This is a genomic window from Sporosarcina sp. FSL W8-0480 (genome assembly GCF_037963765.1).
GTDB lineage: Bacteria > Bacillota > Bacilli > Bacillales_A > Planococcaceae > Sporosarcina.
In genome coordinates this window covers 88175-110403 of record NZ_CP150166.1, presented here as the reverse complement: position 1 = coordinate 110403, position 22229 = coordinate 88175, and the positions used below count along the sequence as shown (strand labels likewise).

The window sequence follows — 22229 nt, the reverse complement described above, 5'->3', positions numbered from 1 at the left end:
CCTAATAATGTCGAAGTGGGTAAAGTGTAAGAGTTTTCAAAAGTCCGGTAGGAAAGGGGAAATGAAGACATGCAATTGAACAACTTTATCGGGGGATCTTGGCAAGAAAGTGGCGGTGTAAAATATACTGCCGTTACAAACCCAGCAACGGGGGAAGAGTTAGCGCAAGTACGATTATCGACAAGTGATGATGTTGATCTGGCCGTTAAGGCGGCGAAAGAGGCTCAGAAAAAGTGGGCGCTCGTGCCTGCTCCAAAACGGGCAGATTACTTATATGCAATCGGAAATCTCATGAAGGATAGAAAAGAACATTTGGCGCAAGTTTTGACGAAGGAAATGGGGAAAGTCATCGAGGAAGGACGCGGCGAAGTCCAGGAAGGTATCGACATGGCATTTTATATGGCTGGAGAAGGCCGCAGGCTGTTTGGGGAAACAGTACCTTCCGAGCTGCAAGATAAATTTGCAATGAGCGTACGAGCACCGATTGGGGTCGTCGGACTGATCACGCCATGGAATTTCCCTGTCGCAATCGCGACGTGGAAATCATTTCCGGCAATCGTTGCAGGAAACACATTCGTATGGAAGCCGGCAACGGAAACACCGATGATGGCCTATGAAATGGCTCGTATTTTTGAAGAGGTCGGATTGCCGGCTGGTGTAGCGAATATCGTTTTCGGATCGGGGTCCGAAGTAGGAACGGCAATGATCGAACATCCGGATATCCGAGTCATTTCGTTTACAGGTTCGACGGAAACTGGTCGCCATGTTGCTGAAACGGGTGGACGTCATTTGAAAAAGGTTTCCCTTGAAATGGGCGGTAAAAATGCAGTCATCGTCATGGATGACGCCGATATCGACCTTGCCGTTGAAGGGATTCTTTGGAGTGCATTCGGAACTGCGGGCCAGCGTTGCACGGCATGCAGCAGAGTCATTGTGCATAAAGATGTAAAGGAAGAACTTGAACAAAAACTATTAACATCCATGAAGAATTTGACGATTGGAAACGGCTTGGACGAGTCCGTCAAAATCGGGCCGGTTATCAACGGAAAAGCATTGGAGAAAATCCAGTCTTATGTTGAAATCGGAAAAGGTGAAGGTGCGAAACTATTGGCTGGCGGAAATGTGCTGACAGAAGGGGAATTTGCGAATGGCCACTATTTTGAACCGACTTTATTCACAGATGTGAAGTGGGATAGCCGATTAGCGCAAGAAGAAATCTTCGGACCGGTCGTTTCGCTGATCGAAGTTGACAGCCTGGACGAAGCAATCGAAGTGAACAACAGTGTCATCTATGGCTTATCCAGCTCCATTTTCTCGAGGGATGTCAACAAAGTATTCCGTGCGCAAAGGGATTTGGACACAGGGATTGTCTATGTGAATGCTGGGACAACAGGAGCGGAGATCCATCTTCCTTTCGGAGGAACGAAAGGAACCGGCAATGGGCATCGTGATTCAGGCGTGGCGGCGCTTGATGTATTCACGGAGTGGAAGAGCATTTACGTAGATTTCAGTGGGAAATTACAAAGGGCGCAAATCGACACGGAATAAGAGAGGGATAACATCGAAAAGGGGATGTTCATATGAAAGTGGTCGTATTGGGAGCAGGGTTGATGGGAAAAGAGGCAGTTCGCGACCTTGTGAAAAGTGATGATGTAACAAAAGTGTACTTGGCTGACTTGAACTTAAGGCCAGCGGAAGATTTTGCGGAACAACTCATGTCCGATAAGTTGGACCTTTTGCAACTTGATGCGACAAATGATCTCCAATTACAGGAAGTGATGGCGCTTGGGGACGTCGTCATCAATGCACTCTTCTATACATTCAATGAAAAAGTCGCGCGGATTGCCGTAGAAATTGGTGTCCATTCCATCGATCTTGGCGGACATATTGGCGGCGCGACGGATGCCGTATTGGAGCTTGCTGATAAGGCGGCGGCAAAAGGAGTCACAATCATCCCGGACCTTGGTGTAGCTCCCGGCATGATTAACATCCTTGCGGGTTACGGTGCCGGAAAGTTAGATAAAGTGGATACAATCAAGCTTTACGTAGGAGGAATTCCTGTGAAGCCTGAGCCTCCACTGAATTACAATGTCGTATTTTCACTCGAAGGTGTTTTCGATCATTACACGGATCCATCCCACGTCATCCGCAACGGAAAATTAGTCGAGGTACCATCATTATCCGAAGTGGAACCAATCTATTTCGATGGATTTGGCGAATTGGAGGCATTCCATACTTCCGGTGGCACATCGACGTTAACAAAGACATTCCCTAATGTCCAAACGTTAGAATATAAAACAATCCGTTATAAAGGCCATGCCGAAAAGTTCAAATTGCTTGTCGATCTTGGATTGTTGTCTCGCGACTCCGAAGTGACGGTTGGCGATAGAAAAGTGAAAGTCCGTGATGTAATGCGCGAACAGCTTTCTCCACAATTACGGTTGGGCGACAAATCAGATGCAGTCCTTCTTCGAGTAATTGTCAGTGGCGAAGCGCATGGCATTCCGGCGACATATGAGTATAATTTGGTGACTGAAAAAGACAGGTCTATCAATGAAACCGCAATGGCCCGCGCAACAGCAAACACAATCTCAGTCGTCGCACAAATGATTGTTAATGGAACAATCACAAAACGAGGTGTTCACCCACCGGAAAATATCGTACCGGGCGAGCGATACATCGAAGAAATGAAAAAACGTGGAGTCGATATCGAAGAGACTGTCAAAACGCATGTTTAATCACATATAAAAAACTTAGTAGTTATACAATACCTTTGGATTGTAGCGTAATGCGGCTGAAGCCATGCACGAGGAAAGTGTCAGCCTGAAGCGGAAATCCGGGTAGCCACTGAGAGGAGATGGGGGAAATTGGATTTTAGTTTCACTGAAGAGCAAAAGATGCTACGAAAGACAGCCCGTCAATTTGTAGACGATGAAATCATGCCACATATTCAAAAATGGGACGCGGAAGGCGGCTTCGACCCAGCCATTTGGAAAAAGTTAGCCGACCTTGGGTTCATGGGTGTTTGCATTCCAGAAAAATACGGCGGAAGTGGAATGGACTATAACTCGCTCGCCATCCTATGCGAAGAGCTCGAACGCGGCGACACAGCATTCCGCACAGCCGTTTCCGTCCATATCGGACTGAATTCAATGACACTTATGCAATGGGGGACGGAAGAACAGAAGCAGAAATACTTGATTCCTCAAGCGAAAGGTGAAAAAATCGGCGCATTCGGATTGACAGAGCCAGGAGCCGGCTCAGACGTTGCAGCTATGGCGACGACGGCCGTGCGCGATGGGGACGAATACGTTATCAATGGGCAGAAAACATGGATTTCGCTCTGTGATGTAGCGGACCACTTCCTCGTTTTCGCCTACACAGACAAATCGAAGAAACACCATGGCATCAGCGCCTTCATTGTTGAACGCACGACACCGGGCTTTTCATCAAAAGCGATTAAAGGAAAATACGGCATCCGAGCGGGCAATACCGGAGAATTATTCTTCGAAGATATGCGCATCCCTGCTTCGAACCTATTAGGTGAAGAGGGCGAAGGATTCAAGATTGCAATGTCTGCACTGGATAATGGACGTTTCACGGTCGCTGCAGGAGCAGTCGGCTTAATCATGGGCTGCCTTGAGGAAAGCGTGAAGTATTGCCATGAGCGCGAAACATTCGGGAAGCCGATTGGTAAGCATCAGCTTGTCCAACAAATGATCGCCAATATGGAAGCGGGCTATCAAATGAGCCGCCTTTTAGTTTACCGCGCAGGCGAATTGAAGAATAAAGGACTGCGCAACACACGCGAAACATCCCTTGCCAAATGGCAGGCATGCGATTTTGCGAATAAAGCCGCAGACGATGCATTCCAAATTCACGGTGCATACGGCTACTCGGACGAATATCCAGTCGCCCGATTCCTGCGCAACTCGAAAGCGCCGGTCATTTACGAAGGAACCCGCGAAATCCATACAATCATGCAGGCAGAGTATGTATTAGGCTACCGGGAAGATAAAAAGTTGAGCCATATGCTGCCGGAATGGCCATTTGAATAAGAAATGCAACGAATAATGCTAAGAGTCTGCGGGCTCTTGGCATTTTCTTAAGTCAGGGGATAGGTCTGAGGTAATAAGGTGAGTATTAGTAATAAAATCGAGCAAAAGCAGGGCACTAAGATATTTTTGGAAGTAAAATGGGCAACCTAAATGTATTGTAACTTTTACCATTCAAGTCCAGTCTAATGAACAAAGGATGGTGGTTAAAATGAAAAAGAAAATCGTTACATCGTTAGTCGGCATGAGTCTGTTAATGCCTTTATCTGGCTGTGGTACTGATACAAATAACAGTCTGCAAGTTTCAAAAGACGTAGAATTTGGGACGCTGGATTACGAAAAGATTATTGCCCCGAATAATGAGTTGGGATTTAAATTATTGGATGAAGTGGAAAAGGATGATGACGGAAATCTTTTCATTTCACCAACGAGTCTATTAATGGCACTATCGCTTGTTTACAATGGAGCGGACGGTGTAACAAAAGAAGAAATTGCAAATACCTTAAAGATACCGGGGATGAATGCGACAGATTTAAATAAAGCAAATGCTTCCCTTATGACAATACTGAACAAAAACTCGAAAAGTATCCAACTTCAAGTCGCTAATTCCGTTTGGCTCAATGAAGACTTTCGTTTCCAAGAAAACTTTGCCATGCAGGCGAAGGATTATTTCAACGCTGAAATCCAGGAAATTGATATCGCGAGCGAAGACTCACCAAAACGCATCAACGATTGGGTGAAAAAATCAACGAATGGCAAAATCGACAAAATAGTGGAAGGTCAATTGGATGAAAATCTAGTCACTATGCTGTTAAATGCAATTTATTTCAAAGGAGACTGGCAATATCCGTTCGATAAAAGCTTAACCGGAGATCGGACATTCCATCTAACGGATGGTAGTGAAATAAAAGCACCTTTCATGTCGCTTCAAGAGAAACTATCTTACATGGCAAATAGTGATTACCAGGCGATCAAACTTCCTTATGCAGACGGTGAAATGAGCATGACAGTCGTACTTCCAAATGACTTGAAAAAGTTTGAAAGCAACCTATCCGTTGAAAATTGGGAGAAAATACAATCCGGAATGAAAAAAATGCGCGGAACAATCCTTCTTCCACGATTTAAACTTTCTTACGAAACCGAGCTGAATGAAGCTTTGGAAGCCCTTGGCATGAAAAGTGCTTTTAAGGAGGGGGCTAATTTCAGCAAGATGATTGAAGGGGACGCATCCCTTTTGATTAACAAGGTGAAACAAAAAACATATATAGATGTGAATGAAGAAGGAACCGAAGCGGCAGCTGTAACGGGCGTCGAAGTTGGAGTCACATCAGCTCCTCCTGACGATCCTTTCATCATGGAAGTGAACCGCCCGTTTTTCATTGTGATTACCGATGACGAAACTGGAGCTATTCTGTTCATCGGTTCGATTTCCAATCCGACAGTGAAATAAAAGTAAATTAGTGGCGAAGTCTACATAGGCTTTGCCACTTTTTAATTCAGAATTAATATTTCGGCCGTTTTTTAATCTATTGATTAATAATATTAACTTCGGAATTAATATTTTCAAGTTTATGGTTGATTTTAATTGAGGAATAACATATGATGGAATTAATCGAAAGGGGAGAGGTGATCCAAGGCATGTCATATCCCATAATTAGCCATTGCCCTGTATGCGACGAAACGTTGAAAGTCACAAGGCTGCATTGTTCGAAATGCCACACAAACATTGAAAACGAGTTCGAATTAACAAAGCTTGCAGCCTTAACAGGAGAACAGCTCCATTTCGTCGAAGTATTCTTGGCATGTAGGGGAAATATCAAAGAGGTTGAAAAGGAATTAGGAATTTCCTATCCAACTGTAAGGGGTAAACTGAATGACGTCGTAAGCACACTTGGTTACGAAGTGAAAAAGAAATCCAATGTCGACGAAAAAAAGGTCGTCGCGATGTTGGAAAGCGGGGAAATCACCACTGAAGAAGCAATACGACTGTTAAAAGATGAATAGGGGGAATTCATTATGAAAACGGAAATTGAAAAAGTGTTAACGATGGTTCAAGAGGGGAAAGTGGATGCTACGAAGGCATCCGAACTGATTGAAGTATTAAATAATAGGGAATCTGTGGGCGGTTCATCAGGTAAATCAACAGCATATGCAGACAAGACATTAAAGATCCGTGTCGTTTCTTCGGATAATGATAATGTCTCCGTCAACTTGCCGATCAAGCTCATCAAAGTCATGTTGAAAGCGGGATACAATATCGCAGGGAATATCCCTCAATCCGAGAAATACGTGAAAGACCTTGATATCGATATACTCATTGAAGCAATCGAAAATGAACTGGACGGACCAATCGTCGACATCAAATCAGCTGACGGCGATACAGTTTCCGTAATCATCGAGTGATATGCTGAAAGTCAAAGTCAAAACCGAAAAGTTCAAGATGTCCATTCCGCTTCCATATGTTTTCCTTTCGTTAGGCGTAACGATCATCAGCTCCAATTGGCTTCGGAAATTGATAAACGAACAAATCGCTAAAAATGCCGAAGATAAGTCGAAAGTATACGTAATCCCGGCTTTGGAGAAAAGGGAACTCAAAAGCATCGTTTCTGAGCTGCGTAACCACAAAGGAATCAGTTTGGTGAACGTCAAGGCGAAAGACGGGACAGAAGTTATTGTAAGATTATGATTTAGAATGAATGAATATGATTCAATTGCCTGCTGACTTGTATCGGTGGGCATTTTGCGTTTTTTACTTGCATTTTCCCGATAAGAGCAATATAATGACTAAGTGACCAAAAGTGTATTTGGGTCATAAATATATTAATTAATTCCCTGGAGGTGAAGAAGTGGATCGCAGACAAGAAATAATGGAAGCTGCAGCGAAATCATTTTCACTATTCGGATACAAAGCCACAACGATGGACCAGGTTGCGAAAATTGCGAACGTCGGGAAAGGTACAATCTACACCTTCTTTTCAAATAAAGAGGAACTGTTCAATGCCATAGTTCTCAAAATGATTGAAGAAATGCGGGCCGCGTCCGACGCAGTCTCTATAGAAGGTGCTTCTTTTAAAGAAAATGCGCATGCACGCCTTATGCAAATGTTGAAATTTCGTGAGAACCACAAACTATATGCGAAATTGATCGATGAAGAAAAAGAATTGCGTACACCAGCAGTCACTGAGGTGTTAGCTCAAATAGAAAGTGAAATTGTCTTCTATATAAAAGAAAAAATCGAACGGGCAATTGCGAAAGGCGAATTAAAGCCTTGCGACAGTGAACTCGTTGCATTTCTATTATTTAAATCCTACCTCGCACTTGTTGTCGATTGGGGAAAAACTCATGATGAAGAATTGGCAGAAGAACGTATTTTAGGATTATTAGGTGGTACAATTTTTAACTGTCTCTTAGCTTGAGACTCTTTTTTTATTCAAAGTTGACCGTTTGAGGTTTTTAGTCAATCAGTATTAATGGAGGAATGCAAATTGAAGAAAAAATCAATGATATACGCGGAATGGAAGCAGCTTCTGCGTACTAAGAAAATGCTTGTAGCGATGATTGCTATCCTATTCATCCCTGTTTTATATGCAGGCATGTTCCTATGGGCGTTTTGGGATCCGTACGCAAATATGGACGCACTTCCTGTAGCAATCGTTAATATGGATGAAGGCGCAGAGATGGATGGCAAAAAATTATCACTTGGCGATGAATTGGTCGATAAGCTGATGGAAGGTGGAAACTTTAATATCCAACAAGTTTCCAAAGAGGACGCGGAGGCTGGCCTGAAAAATCAGGAGTATTATATCGCAATAGAAATACCAGAAAATTTCTCACAACATGCTACGACGTTATTGGATGAAAACCCTGAGAAACTGACAATCGTGTATAAGCCGAATGAGGGCTTCAATTTCCTATCCGCACAAATCGGGGAGACCGCGATGGAACGAATTCGGTCGGAAGTGAATGAAAAGATTGCGTCAACCTATGCCGAACAGTTATTTGACTCTGTAAGTGAAATGGGCAAAGGTTTTGGCGAAGCGGCAGATGGTGCAGGAAAACTGCATAACGGAGCCGCGGAACTTGAAAGTGGTGCACAGGATTTGAAAGGATACTTGGAAACTTTGGCGTCCAGCACAATCACATTGAAAGACGGTTCCGACCGTTTGGCGAAGGAAACGAATGATGCTGCAAAGGGCGCGGCTGATTTGGATAAAGGAATTGGTACATTGTCGTCGGGAGTCGCTGAACTTAATAAGGGAGCGCTTCAGGCGACCAAAGGTGCAACCGATTTGAAAGAAGGCATTGAAAACTATACGGCTAGTGTCGGGCAATTAAGAGATAGTTATGCATTGATTGCACAAAAAGAAGAAGAGTTTGGAAATGCACTTGGTACAATTAATGAAAAAACGGCAAGTTTAAATGCTGCTGCTGAACAATTAGAGAATGGATCGAAAAATGTCAGTGCAGGCATTAATGATTTATCCGATAAGTTGGCGCCGGTCATAGCGTCAATGCCAGAGGAACAACAAGCTGCTTTGAATGCTGCTTTGGGTCAATTAAAACAGGGAAGCGCACAGCTTTCAGGTGGAATGACCGAGCTTTCAGAAGGAACTGCAGCACTACATGAGGGGGTTACGCAAGTCAATGGCGCGGCTGGCCAACTTCGTGATGGCCATGCGCAGGCATTAGCCGGTCTTGAAAAGTTGAATGGGGCTTCTCCTCAATTAACTCAAGGTGCCGCGACTCTCGCACAAGGAAATGGTGCATTGTCGAATGGACTTGATCAGCTATCCGAAGGGGTCGCGTCAGCGAAAAAAGGTTCATCTGACTTGGCTACAGGTTTGAATGAATTGAATGCTGGCTCTAATACATTGAGTGAAGGAACTGGAACGCTTGCTTCAAAATCGAAGGAGTTGGCTGCCGGTTCCTCGAAATTGACGGATGGCATGAAGGAATTGAATGAAGGAACGCTAACATTGCAGGAGAAACTTGCGGAAGCAAATGAAACTGCTAGCGAAGTGAATCCGAACGAGAAAACGTATAATATGGCTGCAGCTCCAGTAGATGTCGAAAAAGACGGCATCAATGAAGTGCCGAACTACGGTACAGGTTTTGCGCCATACTTCCTTTCACTCGGATTATTCGTAGGCGCATTATTGTTATCGATTGTATTCCCGCTAGTCGAACCAGCAATCAAACCAACCGGCGCATTCAGTTGGATGGCGAGCAAAGTATCTGTATTGGCGATTGTAGGATTGGTTCAAGCGCTTGCTGCTGTTGCAATCATCAAGTGGGGACTCGGAATGGAAACGGCCAACTTGCCGTTGTTCATATTGACTGCGGTGATTACAAGCTACACATTCATCGCGATAGTTCAAATGTTGGTATCAATGTTTGGCGACCCAGGCCGATTTGCAGCGATTCTCATTTTGATATTGCAATTAACGACAAGCGCAGGAACATTCCCATTGGAATTAATTCCTGAACCGCTTCAAGTTTTCAATAAATTATTACCGATGACGTATTCTGTCCAATCATTCAAAGCATCGATTTCTACAGGTGATATTGCACATCTTTGGACAAATAACGGTGTGCTGATCGGTTTCACGGTTGCATGCTTGGCGATAACGTTTGGTTACTTTGCATTGATATTCAAAAAACGGTATTCACGAGATACTGTAGAGGCATAAGAAAAAGCGATCCGCGGACTGAGTGTCCGTGGATCGCTTTTTAAAATTGTATAAACGGCGGCGCGCTCCGGAAAATCGATTTCGCTCAAGAAATGCGATTCGCGCTCAAGAAGTGCGATTCCGCGCTCAAGAAATGCGGTTCGCGCTCAAGAAGTGCGATTCTGCGCTCAAGAAGTGCGATTCGCGCTCAAGAAGTGCGATTCCGCGCTCAAGAAGTGCGATTCCGCGCTCAAGAAGTGCGATTCGCGCTCAAGAAATGCGATTCGCGCTCAAGAAATGCGGTTCGCGCTCAAGAAGTGCGATTCGCGCTCAAGAAATGCGATTCGCGCTCAAGAAGTGCGATTCCGCGCTCAAGAAATGCGGTTCGCGCTCAAGAAATGCGATTCGCGCTCAAGAATGGCCGGCCCCCGCTCACTCAAGCCTTTTCTCAAGTACAAATTATGACCCAACATAATCCCCGCCATCGACATGAATCGTCTGTCCGGTCATGTAACTTGAATCATTCGATGCCAAAAACACATATGCCGGTGCGTTTTCCGCGGGTTGCCCACGGCGTTTCACTGGTGTATCAGCTCCGTGCTGCTCCACCTTTTTTGCGTCAAACGTCGCGGGAATTAAAGGTGTCCATATCGGGCCAGGTGCGACCGCATTTACACGGATTCCTTTATCCGCCAAATTCAGAGCGAGTGAACGAGTGAAAGTTGTAATAGCGCCTTTCGTTGCCGAATAATCAATTAAGCCCGGCGAACCGTTATACGCCGTAACGGAGGAAGTGTTGATAATGCAATCGCCTTCCTTCATATTCGCTAAAGCAGCCTTAGACAAGAAGAACAACCCGAAGAAATTCGTTTCAAATGTCTCTCGAAGCTGATCACCCGAAATTTGGGAAATGTCATCCTGAGGAAACTGCTTACCAGCATTGTTCACAAGGATGTTCAAACTGCCAAACTCCTGCACTACATCATCAATCAGCTGCTCGCAATTTTCCTCTTCACTAATATCTATACGGAATTTCTTCGCTTTCCCGCCGTATTTCTCGATGAGTTCTACGGTTTTATTCGCATCAACATCTTCAGCCTCGGCCAAATAGGCGATTGCCACATTGGCGCCTTCTTTAGCGAAGGCAACAGCGACGGCGCGCCCAATGCCGCTATCTCCGCCTGTGATCAATGCGTTTTTCCCTTTTAACTTTCCCGAGCCCTTATAATTTTCATCATCATATAGTGGTGGTGGGTCCATTTCGGCTTCGATTCCAGGTTGTTGATTTTGAGTTTGTGGTGTCACTTGTTCATCTTTTTTCTCGTATTTATCTTTCGTCATACCATACTCCTCCTCCGAAAAGTGAATGTAATGGATTATTCCCTAACAGGAGCAACATAAACTTTCAGATATTTATCCCAAAGTACTTCGGAATCCGTTATAATGCATTAAAGGGGGATTATTACTATGAAGAAATTATTGCTAACTGGCTTTGAACCGTTCTTGAACTTTCCGATTAACCCGACCCAAAAGATTGCTGATGAATTGCACGGCATGGAAATCGGGCGATACAAAATCCATAGTGAAATCCTACCGGTCGATTTCAATATTTCCGGGGATCTTGTCATTTCGCATATCAAAAAACTGCAACCCGATGCGGTTTTGTCACTTGGTCTGTCAGGCGGCCGATTTAAAATTACTCCTGAGCGAATCGCCATCAATGTAAATGACGGTGCAAAGGATAATAGCGGACATGCACCTGTGGATGAACCGATTGTTGAAGGTGGGGCAGATGGATATTTCACGAATATGCCGATTCGAAAAATGGTCGAGGCGATGAAAGGGAAAGGGTTTCCGGCGGAAATCTCTAATACTGCGGGAGCTTATTTATGCAACCATGTCATGTATCGGGAATTACATTTCATGAACAAACAGCGTCCGGATATGCTTGCGGGATTCATTCACATCCCAGCTTCCCATGAACTTGCGGTTGAACACGGCCGTGTGCCAAGCTGGTCCCATGAAGATTTAAAACGTGCAATTGTTACTTGTATCGAAGTGTTGGATTGAAAAAGCCGGGAGAAGCGAATCTCCCGGCATTATTAATTTTCGTGGTGGAGTAAAGGAGAAATCTTGTCCCGTAAAGGAGAACATCCGCGGAGTATTGGAGAACTCTTGTCCTGTAAACGAGAACTCTTGTGCAGTAAAGGAGAAATCTCCTCGAAAAAACGAGAACTTCGTGATACGTTCACCTGACACGGTCCATTCTTTCTCCCAAGGGTCCATTCTTCCACGTTCAAGGTCCATTCTTTCTCCCAAGGGTCCATTCTTCCACGTTCAAGGTCCATTCTTTCTCCCAAGTGCCCATTCTTTCACGTTCAAGGTCCATTCCTCTGACTCCAAGGTCCATTCATTAAAAACCTCACAACAATCCAATCCACTTCCAATACGTTGCGCTGAACAATAGAATTAGCAAATAGCCGATGACGGTGAGTGGAATCCCGGATTTCAGGAAATCCTTCACGGTAAATGCGCCTGTCCCGTAGGCAAGCATGTTTTGCGGTGCGCTCACCGGGAGAAGGAATCCAAAGCTAATGACAAACTGTTGAATTAATACAAAGCCGACATTGTTCGCATCGATGGCGATTGTGGTAGTCAGTGCAATGAAAATCGGGATAAGCGCAGATGAAAGGCTTGTCGCGCTTGCAAATCCAAGATGGATCAGGATATTGAAAGCCGACAACAAAGCGATGGTCGCAATCAGCGGCATATTTTCAAGGCCCATTGCACCAAAGACTTTGTTGGATAGCCATTGGGCACCATTCGTATCAAGCAGGATAGTACCAAGTGTAATACCGACTGCAAAAACAATAATTGTACCCCACGGGATGAGACGTTCAACCGTTTTCCAATCGAACACGCCGATTTTCGGTGACAGAAGAACGCCGATTGCAATAATCGTCACCGTTGTAGTATCAAGCGGATGGAGTTTCTCTTCCGTCGCCCAAAGAAACAGGAGGGCGAGGGAAACGATGATTAGACGGATTTCAGACGACTTAATAGGACCGAGTTCTTTCAGTTGCGACTCGATCAGTTCTTTTCCGCCTTCAACAACTTGTGTTTCAGGTTTGATCAATTTGATCATGACGAAATATAGGACGACTGACATAATGATGGACCATGGGGCAGCATACAGGAACCAAGAACTCCATGCAACGGAAACCCCGAATTCCTTCTCCATGAATCCTAAAGCTACCATATTCTGCGCAGCACCTGTTTTGATCCCGATATTCCATATGGAGACTGATTGCACTGCGGTGATGACCAATAATGCTCCAAGCCGACTATTTGGCTGAAGTCCGAAAGCCGCCACCATTCCTAACAGAATTGGTACGACCGCTCCGGCCCGGGCAGTTGCACTTGGAACGAAAAATGCTAAAACGACGGACACGAGAATAGCACCAAATACGATTGCGCCGGTTTTCACGCCAACTTTTGATAAAATGAAGAGTGCAAGACGTTTGTGCAAATTGGTGGCCTGCATGGCTGCGGCAAGGAATAAAGCTGCCGCAACAAGGGCGACGGCAGAGTTTGAAAAGCCGCCTAAAGCCATTTTTAGTGCGCCTTTTGTGCCGACAATCGTAATCGGATCCGCCATATCTGGTGCAAAGCCGACTAACAAGGCGACAAGTCCGATGATCATTGCAGCACTAACTGGATAGGAAACCGCTTCCGTCACCCATAAAATGACCGCAAATGCCAAAATAGCCAACGCTCGTTGTCCGACGACAGGTAAGTCACCAGGGGTGGGAAGTAAGACAATGACAATCATAACTGCGAATGCTAAAATAATCCAAACGGGCTTCAAATTCCGTTTAGGCCTGTCTGCTTCGGTTGATTTAACCATCTGGCCTCAAATCCTTCCTCGTATATATCATCCTTTAAACTACCCAAATTAATGAAAATCAAACTGTAGGAAAACAAATCTGTTGATTGCAGCGGAAGACGGCGGCTCATGTCGGAATAGCATGAGCTGTATTGATATCAAAAAGCGGTATTCACGGAAATGCGGGCAAACACGGACGTGTGCCAAGCTGATCCCTGAAGATTTAAAACGAGCAATTGTTACTTGTATCGAAGTGTTGGATTGAAAATGCCATGAGAAGCGAATCTCCCGGCATTATTAATTTTTGCAGTGGAAAGGAGAACTGTTGTCCTGTTAATGGGAACTTCTGTGTTGTAAAGGAGAACTCCCAAGGAGTAAAGGAGCAATCTTGTCCCGTAAACGAGAACTCCCGAAGAGTAAAGGAGAATACTTATCCCGTAAACGAGAACTTCATTACATTACATTCACCTGACAAGGTCCATTCTTCCGCGTTCAAGGTCCATTCTTTCTCCCAAGGGTCCATTCCTCCGCGTCCAAGGTCCATTCTTTCTCCCAAGGGTCCATTCTTCCGCGTCCAAGGTCCATTCTTTCTCCCAAAGGCCCATTCTTCCGCGTTCAAGGTCCATTCTTTCTCCCAATGGTCCATTCCTCCGCGTCCAAGGTCCATTCTTTCTCCCAAAGGTCCATTCTTCCGCGCCCAAGGTCCATTCCTCCGCGTTCAAGGTCCATTCTTCGCAATAAATAAAAATAAAAAACATCCGAAACCGTCAAAACGAGGCTTCGGATGTTTTCCTGTTCAATTAAAAGAAGAATAGACCGATACTGATAACAATACCGCTCAATAGTAACACGAACACACAGTACCCCATGATATCCTTCGCGCGCAATCCTGCAATAGCGAGTGCAGGCAATGCCCAGAATGGTTGAATCATATTCGTCCAAGCGTCACCCCATGCAATCGCCATAGCTGTTTTCGAGTAGCTGACGCCAAGAGTTTGGGCTGCTTCAAGCATAATCGGCCCTTGTACTGCCCATTGCCCGCCGCCTGACGGTACGAAGAAGTTAACAAGTCCTGCAGCATAGAATGTGAAGAGCGGGAATGTTGCTGCAGTTGAAATGCTGACGAACCATTGGGACATGACACCCGCAAGTCCAGAATCCACCATCATGCCCATGATACCAGCGTAAAACGGGAACTGGATGATAATTCCTCCAGCCGTCTTCACTGCATTCGCAACTGCAGCAAGAAAACGTTTCGGCGTGCCGTGGAAAATAATACCTAAGATAAAGAAGATCAAGTTGACGATATTCAGATTCAAGTCAAATCCTTTTGTCACAAAGTGATTTATCAGGTAGACGAGGCCTAATGCACCGACAAGCATTGAAAGGGTTACACTGTTTTCAAGGCGTGCAGCAGGTGTTTTTTCCTGTACCTCTTCCACTTCGATTTCATCTTCCAATAACTTAGGGTCGACTGTAACTGTATCTTCTTTCTTTGGCATCATAAAACGATTTAACAACGGTAAAGTAAGGAAAATGACTGCAATAATGAAAAGATTATACGTTGAAAAAATCGTTTCAGATGTTGGGACGACACCCATCATGTTAGCGAAAGGATGGTTCTCTGTTGCTACAGACAATGGAATCGAACCGCCAAGCCCACCATGCCAAATGATAAAACCGGAGTAAGCGCTTGCGATTAAGAGCCTGTAATCAACATTCGTTACTTTCTTCGCGATTTCCTTAGCGAACAATGCTCCGATGACGAGACCGAATCCCCAGTTAATCCAACAAGCGATGAGCGAGATTACAGTTACAAGCAGAATCGCCTGTCCCGGAGATTTCGCCAATCCTGCCATAGAACTTAAAATTCTCTTGAAAAACGGACTGCTTGCCAATACATGTCCCGCAACTAATACGATAACCATTTGCATGGTAAACGCTAATAGTCCCCAGAAGCCATTACCCCAGTGGACGGTCATGTCGAGCGGACTTGAATCCGTCAGGCCCATGCCAAGCAAAAAGACGATCAGCGTTAGAATGGCCACGAATATGTATGGATCCGGCAAATACCTTTCCATGATCGTGTTCGACCATCTTGTTAGCGTTTTCATTTTTCTAAATCCCCCTTTGTTTTAAACAACATACCAATACTACCATATTCAAGTTGACTAATAGAAATGTTTTTTTCTAAAGTGAAACTAAATTACAATTAGACAGTCTACTTTGTAAAGAGGCACAGAGAGGGTGTTGAAAGTGAGAAAACCGCTTGTTTGGCTGAGCACGGCTTCTATTATCATCGTGCTCGTAATATGTTTTGCCTTTATGATAAAAAAAGTAACTGTTTCCGCTGCGGGTACGGCACTGACCGATAATGGGTGGAATGCATATTTCTCGGAACCACTTGTAACGGATTCTATAACGGCGGGATATATTTATGTGACCGATCAGCATGGCAAGAAAGTACAGGCTGAAATGGAGCTATCAAAGGACGGGCAAATCGTCCAAGTTAGAGGTTTAAAACCGGGGCAGTACACATTGAATTTAGACGATAGGGCGGTAAACGGTACTTTTTTCAAATCACTTAAGTTAGATAAACTTGAATTCACTGTTTACGATTCCATCGATTCGATCAGCTCAGCGAAAGATTTGAAAGTGTATTTTGAGACAATCAGGGATATGCAAAATCAAACACGGGAAGGTTCCATAAGGGAAAGATTTGAGTTGAGTGGTTCTGCTGAGGATTCCGCGAAAGCAGAAAGCGCAAGCGCAAGCGCAAGCGCTGACTATTCTTCGACCAACATTCAAGTGGAAGGCGTCGATGAATCGGATTTCGTCAAAACAAACGGAGATTATTTATTTACCATCTCAGATGGGACGTCTGTGCAAATCATTGATATCCGGGATTCAAGCAAAATGAAAGTCGCTTCCGTCCTTAAAATGGAGGAAAACCACTACGCCTCGCAGTTATTCCTACATGATGATTTATTAATCGTTCTTGGGGATAAATACGAGCCGTATTCAGAGAAAAAGATCGCGGCTGATATGATCATGCCTGCAAACAGTATGAGCACGGTGAAAATATATTCGATTCAAGATCGGGAAAATCCGGAGTTCATCCGTGAAATCGGCATTGAAGGGTATTTGAACAGCGCCCGGAAAACTGGCGATATGCTTTACTTAGTGACCAATATGCATCCGTATTTATGGGCGATGGATACAATCGAAGGGGAGACATTGCGACCTGTCATCCTTGACTCCAAAGAGGAGAAAGAAAAAAGTTATTTGGAATTCAAGGATATCTCAATTTTACCTGGTGCAATGGAAGCATCGTACACAGTCATAACGGCAATCGATCTGTCCACACCGGAGACTGGGAAGCTTGAAACGAAAGGGTTCCTTGGTAGTAGCAATCAAATGTATATGACGAAGGATCATCTGTATTTGACTGCGATGAAATATGAGATGGAAAAGAGTCCCCGCGGCATGGAAATGATGATTTGGAATCCGGGAAAAGCAAGTACAGAGTTCTTCAAGTTTAAATTAAATGGAACAAAAATCGAATTCTATAGCTCAGCAGAATTGAAAGGAACCATTCTGAACCAATTCTCGATGGATGAATACAACGGCAATTTCCGCGTCGTCATGACGGAAGGGAATATGTGGGATGAAAAGAATCCTTCTAAAAATCACTTATTCATTATGAATGACGGCATGCAACAGGTAGGCTCGGTGGAAGGCCTTGCGGAAGGTGAGAGGATTTACTCAGCACGATTCATGGGTGATAAAGCATATATGGTCACGTTCAGAGAGACAGATCCATTGTTCGTTCTTGATGTAGCGGATCCCACTAATCCGAAAGTGTTGGGTGAACTGAAGATTCCAGGCTTCTCAAACTATTTGCACCCGCTGGATGAAAGTCATTTAATCGGATTTGGATATGACACCGTTGCAGAGAAAAATCCTCACGGAGGCGAGCCGCGAATCATCACAAAGGGAATGAAAATATCAGTTTTTGATGTAACCGATTTCCATAATCCGAAAGAAAAATACACGGAAATCATCGGAGGACAGGGAACTTATTCACCAATCCAATACGACCATAAAGCGCTATTTCAGCATAAGAACCTCAATCTCTTTGGATTCCCTGTCAGCATTTATGAAGAGACGGATAAAGAATTCGAATTGGACTATAAAGGGTCTGGTGCATTGGTATATGAAATCACTCCGAATAATGGAATTGTGTTAAAAGGGGATCTGGTTAAAGGGAAAACCCGAGGACAGCTGTATGAAGAATGGGAAAGCCAAGTACAACGACTTGTCTACAGTGGAGATAGACTCTTTACGATAGCATCACGTGAAATCAGTAGCTATGATTTGAATACCTTTAATGAAATTAAAACATTGAAATTAAGATGATAGAAAACCGGGGCAGTAGGATGCCCCGGTTTTTATTGTTTGTTTTAGAAGTTGTTTTGCGCTCAAGAATACGAGTTCGCGCTCAAGAATCACGTTATGCGCTCAAGAATACGAGTTCGCGCTCAAGAATCATGTTATTCGCTCAACAATACGAGTCCGCGCTCAAGAATCATGTTATTCGCTCAACAATACGAGTCCGCGCTCAAGAATCACGTTATGCGCTCAAGAAAACGAGTCCGCGCTCAAGAATCACGTTATGCGCTCAACAATACGAGCCCGCGCTCAAGAATCACGTTTTGCGCTCAAGAATACGAGCCCGCGCTCAAGAATCACGTTATCCGCTCAAGAATCACGTTATCCGCTCAAGAATACAAGTCCGCGCTCAAGAATCACGTTTTGCGCTCAAGAATACAAGTCCGCGCTCAAGAATCACGTTATGCGCTCAAGAATACGAGTTCGCGCCCAAGAATCACGTTATGTGCTCAAGAATACAAGTCCGCGCTCAAGAATCACGTTATGCGCTCAAGAATACGAGTTCGCGCTCAAGAATCACGTTATGCGCTCAAGAATACAAGTCTGCGCTCAAGAATCACGTTATTCGCTCAACAATACAAGTCCGCGCTCAAGAATCACGTTATGCGCTCAAGAATACAAGTCCGCGCTCAAGAATCACGTTATTCGCTCAACAATACGAGCCCGCGCTCAAGAATCACGTTATGCGCTCAAGAATACAAGCCCGCGCTCAAGAATCATGTTATGCGCTCAAGAATACGAGTCCGCGCTCAAGAATCATGTTATGCGCTCAAGAATACGAGTCCGCGCTCAAGAATCATGTTATCCGCTCAAGAATACAAGTCCGCGCTCAAGAATCATGTTATTCGCTCAACAATACAAGTCCGCGCTCAAGAATCATGTTATGCGCTCAAGAATACAAGTCCGCGCTCAAGAATCACGTTATGCGCTCAACAATACGAGTTCCGCGCTCAAGTGTCATGTCCGCTGTCTCAGCGGAGAATCGCGTTGTCTTTTATTGGAACATCCACTAAACTTTATAAAAAGGCTATTGGAGGTGGGGACTTGTCAAATAAAGAGACAGCGATCGAATGTTGTCTGCTTGCAGGACGTCTGATGATGGAGTCGGGGGCGGAGACATACCGTATCGAGGATACAATGGAGCGGATGGCTCGGACGCAAGGTTTTGAAGAAGTTGAAAGTTTTGTCACGCCCACTGGTATCATCCTATCTCCCGGCAGTCCCCATCATACAAGGTTGATTCGTATAAAAAACCGCTCCACAGATCTCGAAAAGGTGGAACTTGTCAATGATGTCTCGAGAAAATTGTCTGCTCAACAATACACGGTGGAAGAAGCATATAAACGCTTGCGCGAAATCGAACGGGCGAACGTGATGTTTCCATTATGGTTGCAAATCCTTGCGGCAAGTATTGCGAGTGCAAGTTTCCTCATTCTCTATGAAGGGTTATGGATGGATGTCCCTGCTGCTTTCCTTGCCGGTGGGGCAGGTTACATAGCGGTGACAATCGTCCAAGAGCTTACAAAAGTGAAGTTTTTTTCCGAGTTCATTGCCGCCTTAAGTGTGGCCCTTGTCGCTTTTATCGCCGTTCAGGCGAATATGGGGGAGCAGGTCGATAAGATTATCATCGGGGGAGTGATGCCGCTCGTTCCAGGATTGTTGATCACGAATGCGGTACGTGATTTGATGGCAGGTCATTTCATGTCAGGTGTGGCGAAAGGGGCGGAGGCATTTTTAACCGCCTTTGCAATCGGGGCAGGTGTCGCACTTGTATTGTCTTTTTAGGAAGGGTGGATATAAATGGGTTGGTTAGTGCAGGCCATCCTCAGTTTTCTTGCGGCTGCAGGGTTTGGTGTCATTTTTAACGCCCCGCGAAAGATGCTTGTATACTGTGGATTTGTAGGCATGGCAGGATGGATGGTCTATAGCATGTTCAATACATTGTCGGGTGACATTGTTAAAGCCTCATTTTTGGGTTCTTTCGTTGTGGCGTTCGTCGCCCATATATTTGCAAAACGCTTTCGGACTCCTATGATCATTTTCAGCGTAGCAGGTATCATCCCGCTTGTTCCGGGGGGCACTGCATACAATGCGATGCGCCACTTCGTCGAAAATGACCACCTGACAGCAATCTCCTTCGCAATCCGAGCATTCATGGTTTCAGGTGCAATCGCAATGGGGCTTGTTTTTGCAGAAGTGATCATTCAGCTATTTTTTAGATCCAGAATGAAGAAAAAGGAAGTCCAGTAATTTATTGAACAAAAAAAGACGGAGTACTCGTCCTTCGAATACTCCGTCTCTTAGTATATCTCATCTCTCTTCATCGGTGCCCCGATATAATATCCTTGAACAGCATCTACGCCCATTTCCTTCAATAGATCGAATTGTTCCTTCGTTTCGACCCCTTCGGCGATGACATAGAAGCCCATCGTTTTACCGAAAAGAATCATTCCTTCGACAAGTTGTTTTGTCTTCGGCATGGTCAACAAAGAATTCACGAATACCTTATCGATTTTCACTTTTGATATTGGTAAATGCTGCATATATCTGAATGATGCGTATCCAGTCCCGAAGTCATCCAAGATGAATTGAATGCCTGTATCCTTTAAAGCTTTCATCTGTCGGGCAATGGACTGTTCCTGTTCTGCTTGGAATGCGAATTTCTCGGTTATTTCCAACTGGATCTTTTCAGGTGGGCATTTTGTATCTTTAAGAATGCCCATCAATTTCTCTTTCATTTGGGATGAATCCCCGAACTCCCTGACGGAAGTGTTTACCGAGATACTGATGTCTTGATCATTCTTCATTAGCTCCATCGCAAGATTTGCGGCTTCCTCAATAACATACGCTCCAATTGCATGTATCAAGCCATTTTCCTCTGCAATCGGAATAAGTTCATCAGGATTCACATACCCTAAATCTTCGTCTTCCCATCTTACAAGTGCCTCATAGACCTGCACTTTATTCGTTGCAATGTCCAATTGTGGCTGATAGAAAACTTGTAAATTTTGATGATCCAAAGCGGTTAGCAATTTTTTATCAATGATGAAACGACGGTTTAAATCCTTATGGGAATCTGCGGAAAGTGAAGCGATTTTGCCGCTCCCTTGATCAGCATGGTTACTTATCGCAGCCATTGAAGCCTTGATCAGTTGGGTATAGGACTGTTGGTCTTCGGGAAAGCGAACAATGCTGCCACTTACAGAAAGAGGCAAGGAATGGTTGTCGAGATAAATAGGTTGCTCCTTTAAAAACTCAAGGAACCCTTGGACGAACCAATCTCCGAAGCCCGTCAACACGACAAATTGACTTACTCCCATGCGAGCAATCGGATCGCCTTGGAAGTACCGTTTTAGCCGGTTAGTGAATTCCTGTATCAAAACGGACTCTGATTCATTCGATTGTAAATCTTTCAATGTGTAGTAATGATCGATTGTGATATAGACGAATGAAAAATGTCTGTTTTCATTGATGTATTCATTTGTCACGGCCTCTAATTTATGTCGGCTCATCAATCCCGTTTCAAAATCAATAAAAGCGATTTGCTGCAGCTTTTCCTGCAACTCTACATCCTCAGTGATATCAAGCTCAAGAAACGTCGCGGATTCAAGTGACCCAGCGTCATTCATCATTGGAATCGCTACCATTTTTACATAGTAGGGCTCACCATTTCTTGAAAGCTTCTCAACTTTCCCAAACCAAGACTTTCCACAAGAGATCCTGTCCCAAATCGCGTCAGCCCGTGTTTGGCCTTCTTTGTCCTCTGGAAACATTTGCCAGAAGGATTTACCTAAAATACGCTTTGGCGTCCAGTCGCTTGCAACGAGGAAGTTGTTATTTGTATATGTAATCAATCCTTCACTGTCTGTACGGGTCACCATTAGGAATTGAATCAGACTGTCCATGATTTGCGGCAACTCATTAAGAGTAGTAGTGTTTGCCGAACTCATCTTTTTGTCCCCTTTCTAAGTGCTTATCCTATTCATTATATAGGATGAGAGATTAATATGTATTGTAATTTGATTGTAATACAAAAATTGCCAGATAGTATTGTTGAAGTGGTGAAATTCACTGTTTTGCATGTGAAAAACCTCTTCTGTTTTCTGAATTACACAATATGCGCCCTATACAGAAATCTCAGTTTGTGGCATAATGGTGACAAGAGAA

Annotated in this window: 20 protein-coding genes; 15 read left to right on the top strand and 5 right to left on the bottom strand. The window is 44.4% G+C overall.

Annotated elements, in window-relative coordinates:
• Positions 1-69 precede the first annotated feature (69 nt).
• The 10 genes from NSQ43_RS00570 (at position 70) to NSQ43_RS00525 (ending at position 10199) form a co-directional block, all read left to right on the top strand.
• Positions 70-1548, top strand: coding sequence for an aldehyde dehydrogenase family protein (locus NSQ43_RS00570; protein ID WP_339252139.1), 1479 nt, complete (start codon positions 70-72; stop codon positions 1546-1548).
• Positions 1549-1580: 32 nt separating this feature from the next.
• Positions 1581-2738 carry a saccharopine dehydrogenase C-terminal domain-containing protein gene (locus NSQ43_RS00565; RefSeq protein WP_339252137.1) on the top strand — a complete coding sequence of 386 codons (1158 nt, stop codon included), beginning with the start codon at positions 1581-1583 and terminating at the stop codon, positions 2736-2738.
• A 129-nt stretch (positions 2739-2867) separates the two neighbouring features.
• On the top strand, positions 2868-4058 hold the full coding sequence (locus NSQ43_RS00560) for an acyl-CoA dehydrogenase family protein (RefSeq protein WP_339252135.1): 1191 nt from the start codon (positions 2868-2870) through the stop codon (positions 4056-4058).
• 208 nt (positions 4059-4266) lie between these two features.
• A complete protein-coding gene (locus NSQ43_RS00555; RefSeq protein WP_339252133.1) occupies positions 4267-5505 on the top strand; it encodes a serpin family protein in 1239 nt (412 codons plus the stop codon).
• Positions 5506-5693: 188 nt separating this feature from the next.
• Positions 5694-6059 carry a DUF2089 domain-containing protein gene (locus tag NSQ43_RS00550; protein WP_339254725.1) on the top strand — a complete coding sequence of 122 codons (366 nt, stop codon included), beginning with the start codon at positions 5694-5696 and terminating at the stop codon, positions 6057-6059.
• Between the two features lie 12 nt (positions 6060-6071).
• On the top strand, positions 6072-6458 hold the full coding sequence (locus NSQ43_RS00545) for a hypothetical protein (protein ID WP_339252131.1): 387 nt from the start codon (positions 6072-6074) through the stop codon (positions 6456-6458).
• 1 nt (position 6459) lies between these two features.
• Positions 6460-6741: a hypothetical protein gene (locus NSQ43_RS00540; RefSeq protein ID WP_339252129.1), complete on the top strand. Its 282-nt coding sequence runs from the start codon at positions 6460-6462 to the stop codon at positions 6739-6741.
• 160 nt (positions 6742-6901) lie between these two features.
• Positions 6902-7471 (top strand): TetR/AcrR family transcriptional regulator, encoded by a 570-nt coding sequence (locus NSQ43_RS00535; protein WP_339252127.1) that lies wholly within the window; start codon positions 6902-6904, stop codon positions 7469-7471.
• Positions 7472-7540: 69 nt separating this feature from the next.
• Positions 7541-9745: a YhgE/Pip domain-containing protein gene (locus NSQ43_RS00530; protein WP_339252125.1), complete on the top strand. Its 2205-nt coding sequence runs from the start codon at positions 7541-7543 to the stop codon at positions 9743-9745.
• A gap of 28 nt (positions 9746-9773) precedes the next feature.
• Entirely contained in the window at positions 9774-10199 is a 426-nt protein-coding gene (locus tag NSQ43_RS00525; RefSeq protein WP_339252124.1) for a hypothetical protein, read from the top strand.
• Here NSQ43_RS00525 and NSQ43_RS00520 read toward each other — a convergent pair.
• The gene (locus NSQ43_RS00520; RefSeq protein ID WP_339252122.1) at positions 10184-11065 is read right to left on the bottom strand and encodes an SDR family oxidoreductase; all 882 of its coding nucleotides are present in this window, start codon (positions 11063-11065) and stop codon (positions 10184-10186) included. The two genes, NSQ43_RS00525 and NSQ43_RS00520, sit on opposite strands and share 16 nt — an antisense overlap.
• A gap of 126 nt (positions 11066-11191) precedes the next feature.
• Between NSQ43_RS00520 and NSQ43_RS00515 the strand changes: the two genes are divergently transcribed.
• Positions 11192-11794 carry a pyroglutamyl-peptidase I gene (locus tag NSQ43_RS00515; RefSeq protein ID WP_339252120.1) on the top strand — a complete coding sequence of 201 codons (603 nt, stop codon included), beginning with the start codon at positions 11192-11194 and terminating at the stop codon, positions 11792-11794.
• A 352-nt stretch (positions 11795-12146) separates the two neighbouring features.
• Here the strand turns inward: NSQ43_RS00515 and NSQ43_RS00510 are convergent, their stop codons facing one another.
• The 3 genes from NSQ43_RS00510 to NSQ43_RS00500 form a co-directional block, all read right to left on the bottom strand.
• Positions 12147-13631 (bottom strand): DASS family sodium-coupled anion symporter, encoded by a 1485-nt coding sequence (locus NSQ43_RS00510; RefSeq protein WP_339252118.1) that lies wholly within the window; start codon positions 13629-13631, stop codon positions 12147-12149.
• Between the two features lie 443 nt (positions 13632-14074).
• The gene (locus tag NSQ43_RS00505) at positions 14075-14248 is read right to left on the bottom strand and encodes a hypothetical protein (RefSeq protein WP_339252116.1); all 174 of its coding nucleotides are present in this window, start codon (positions 14246-14248) and stop codon (positions 14075-14077) included.
• Between the two features lie 162 nt (positions 14249-14410).
• Positions 14411-15724, bottom strand: a complete 1314-nt coding sequence (locus NSQ43_RS00500; protein ID WP_339252114.1) for a short-chain fatty acid transporter — start codon at positions 15722-15724, stop codon at positions 14411-14413.
• A 133-nt stretch (positions 15725-15857) separates the two neighbouring features.
• On the opposite strand from NSQ43_RS00500, the gene NSQ43_RS00495 reads away from it, so the two are divergent.
• From NSQ43_RS00495 to NSQ43_RS00480, 4 genes are read left to right on the top strand one after another with little or no spacing between them, the layout of a single operon-like run.
• Complete coding sequence (locus NSQ43_RS00495) at positions 15858-18029, top strand: beta-propeller domain-containing protein (RefSeq protein ID WP_339252112.1); 2172 nt, start codon at positions 15858-15860, stop codon at positions 18027-18029.
• A gap of 35 nt (positions 18030-18064) precedes the next feature.
• The gene (locus tag NSQ43_RS00490; protein ID WP_339252110.1) at positions 18065-19075 is read left to right on the top strand and encodes a hypothetical protein; all 1011 of its coding nucleotides are present in this window, start codon (positions 18065-18067) and stop codon (positions 19073-19075) included.
• 16 nt (positions 19076-19091) lie between these two features.
• A complete protein-coding gene (locus NSQ43_RS00485; protein ID WP_339254723.1) occupies positions 19092-19847 on the top strand; it encodes a threonine/serine exporter family protein in 756 nt (251 codons plus the stop codon).
• Positions 19848-19862: 15 nt separating this feature from the next.
• Complete coding sequence (locus tag NSQ43_RS00480; protein ID WP_339252108.1) at positions 19863-20312, top strand: threonine/serine exporter family protein; 450 nt, start codon at positions 19863-19865, stop codon at positions 20310-20312.
• A gap of 50 nt (positions 20313-20362) precedes the next feature.
• Here NSQ43_RS00480 and NSQ43_RS00475 read toward each other — a convergent pair whose 3' ends face one another.
• Positions 20363-22012: an EAL domain-containing protein gene (locus NSQ43_RS00475; RefSeq protein ID WP_339252106.1), complete on the bottom strand. Its 1650-nt coding sequence runs from the start codon at positions 22010-22012 to the stop codon at positions 20363-20365.
• Positions 22013-22229 lie beyond the last annotated feature (217 nt).

Coding starts and splice junctions, on each gene's coding strand:
- NSQ43_RS00550 (WP_339254725.1), top strand. CDS start 5,694: ATGTCATATCCCATAATTAGCCATTGCCCTGTATGCGACGAAACGTTG.
- NSQ43_RS00545 (WP_339252131.1), top strand. CDS start 6,072: ATGAAAACGGAAATTGAAAAAGTGTTAACGATGGTTCAAGAGGGGAAA.
- NSQ43_RS00475 (WP_339252106.1), bottom strand. CDS start 22,012: ATGAGTTCGGCAAACACTACTACTCTTAATGAGTTGCCGCAAATCATG.
- NSQ43_RS00500 (WP_339252114.1), bottom strand. CDS start 15,724: ATGAAAACGCTAACAAGATGGTCGAACACGATCATGGAAAGGTATTTG.
- NSQ43_RS00515 (WP_339252120.1), top strand. CDS start 11,192: ATGAAGAAATTATTGCTAACTGGCTTTGAACCGTTCTTGAACTTTCCG.
- NSQ43_RS00570 (WP_339252139.1), top strand. CDS start 70: ATGCAATTGAACAACTTTATCGGGGGATCTTGGCAAGAAAGTGGCGGT.
- NSQ43_RS00520 (WP_339252122.1), bottom strand. CDS start 11,065: ATGACGAAAGATAAATACGAGAAAAAAGATGAACAAGTGACACCACAA.
- NSQ43_RS00565 (WP_339252137.1), top strand. CDS start 1,581: ATGAAAGTGGTCGTATTGGGAGCAGGGTTGATGGGAAAAGAGGCAGTT.
- NSQ43_RS00480 (WP_339252108.1), top strand. CDS start 19,863: ATGGGTTGGTTAGTGCAGGCCATCCTCAGTTTTCTTGCGGCTGCAGGG.
- NSQ43_RS00510 (WP_339252118.1), bottom strand. CDS start 13,631: ATGGTTAAATCAACCGAAGCAGACAGGCCTAAACGGAATTTGAAGCCC.
- NSQ43_RS00540 (WP_339252129.1), top strand. CDS start 6,460: ATGCTGAAAGTCAAAGTCAAAACCGAAAAGTTCAAGATGTCCATTCCG.
- NSQ43_RS00555 (WP_339252133.1), top strand. CDS start 4,267: ATGAAAAAGAAAATCGTTACATCGTTAGTCGGCATGAGTCTGTTAATG.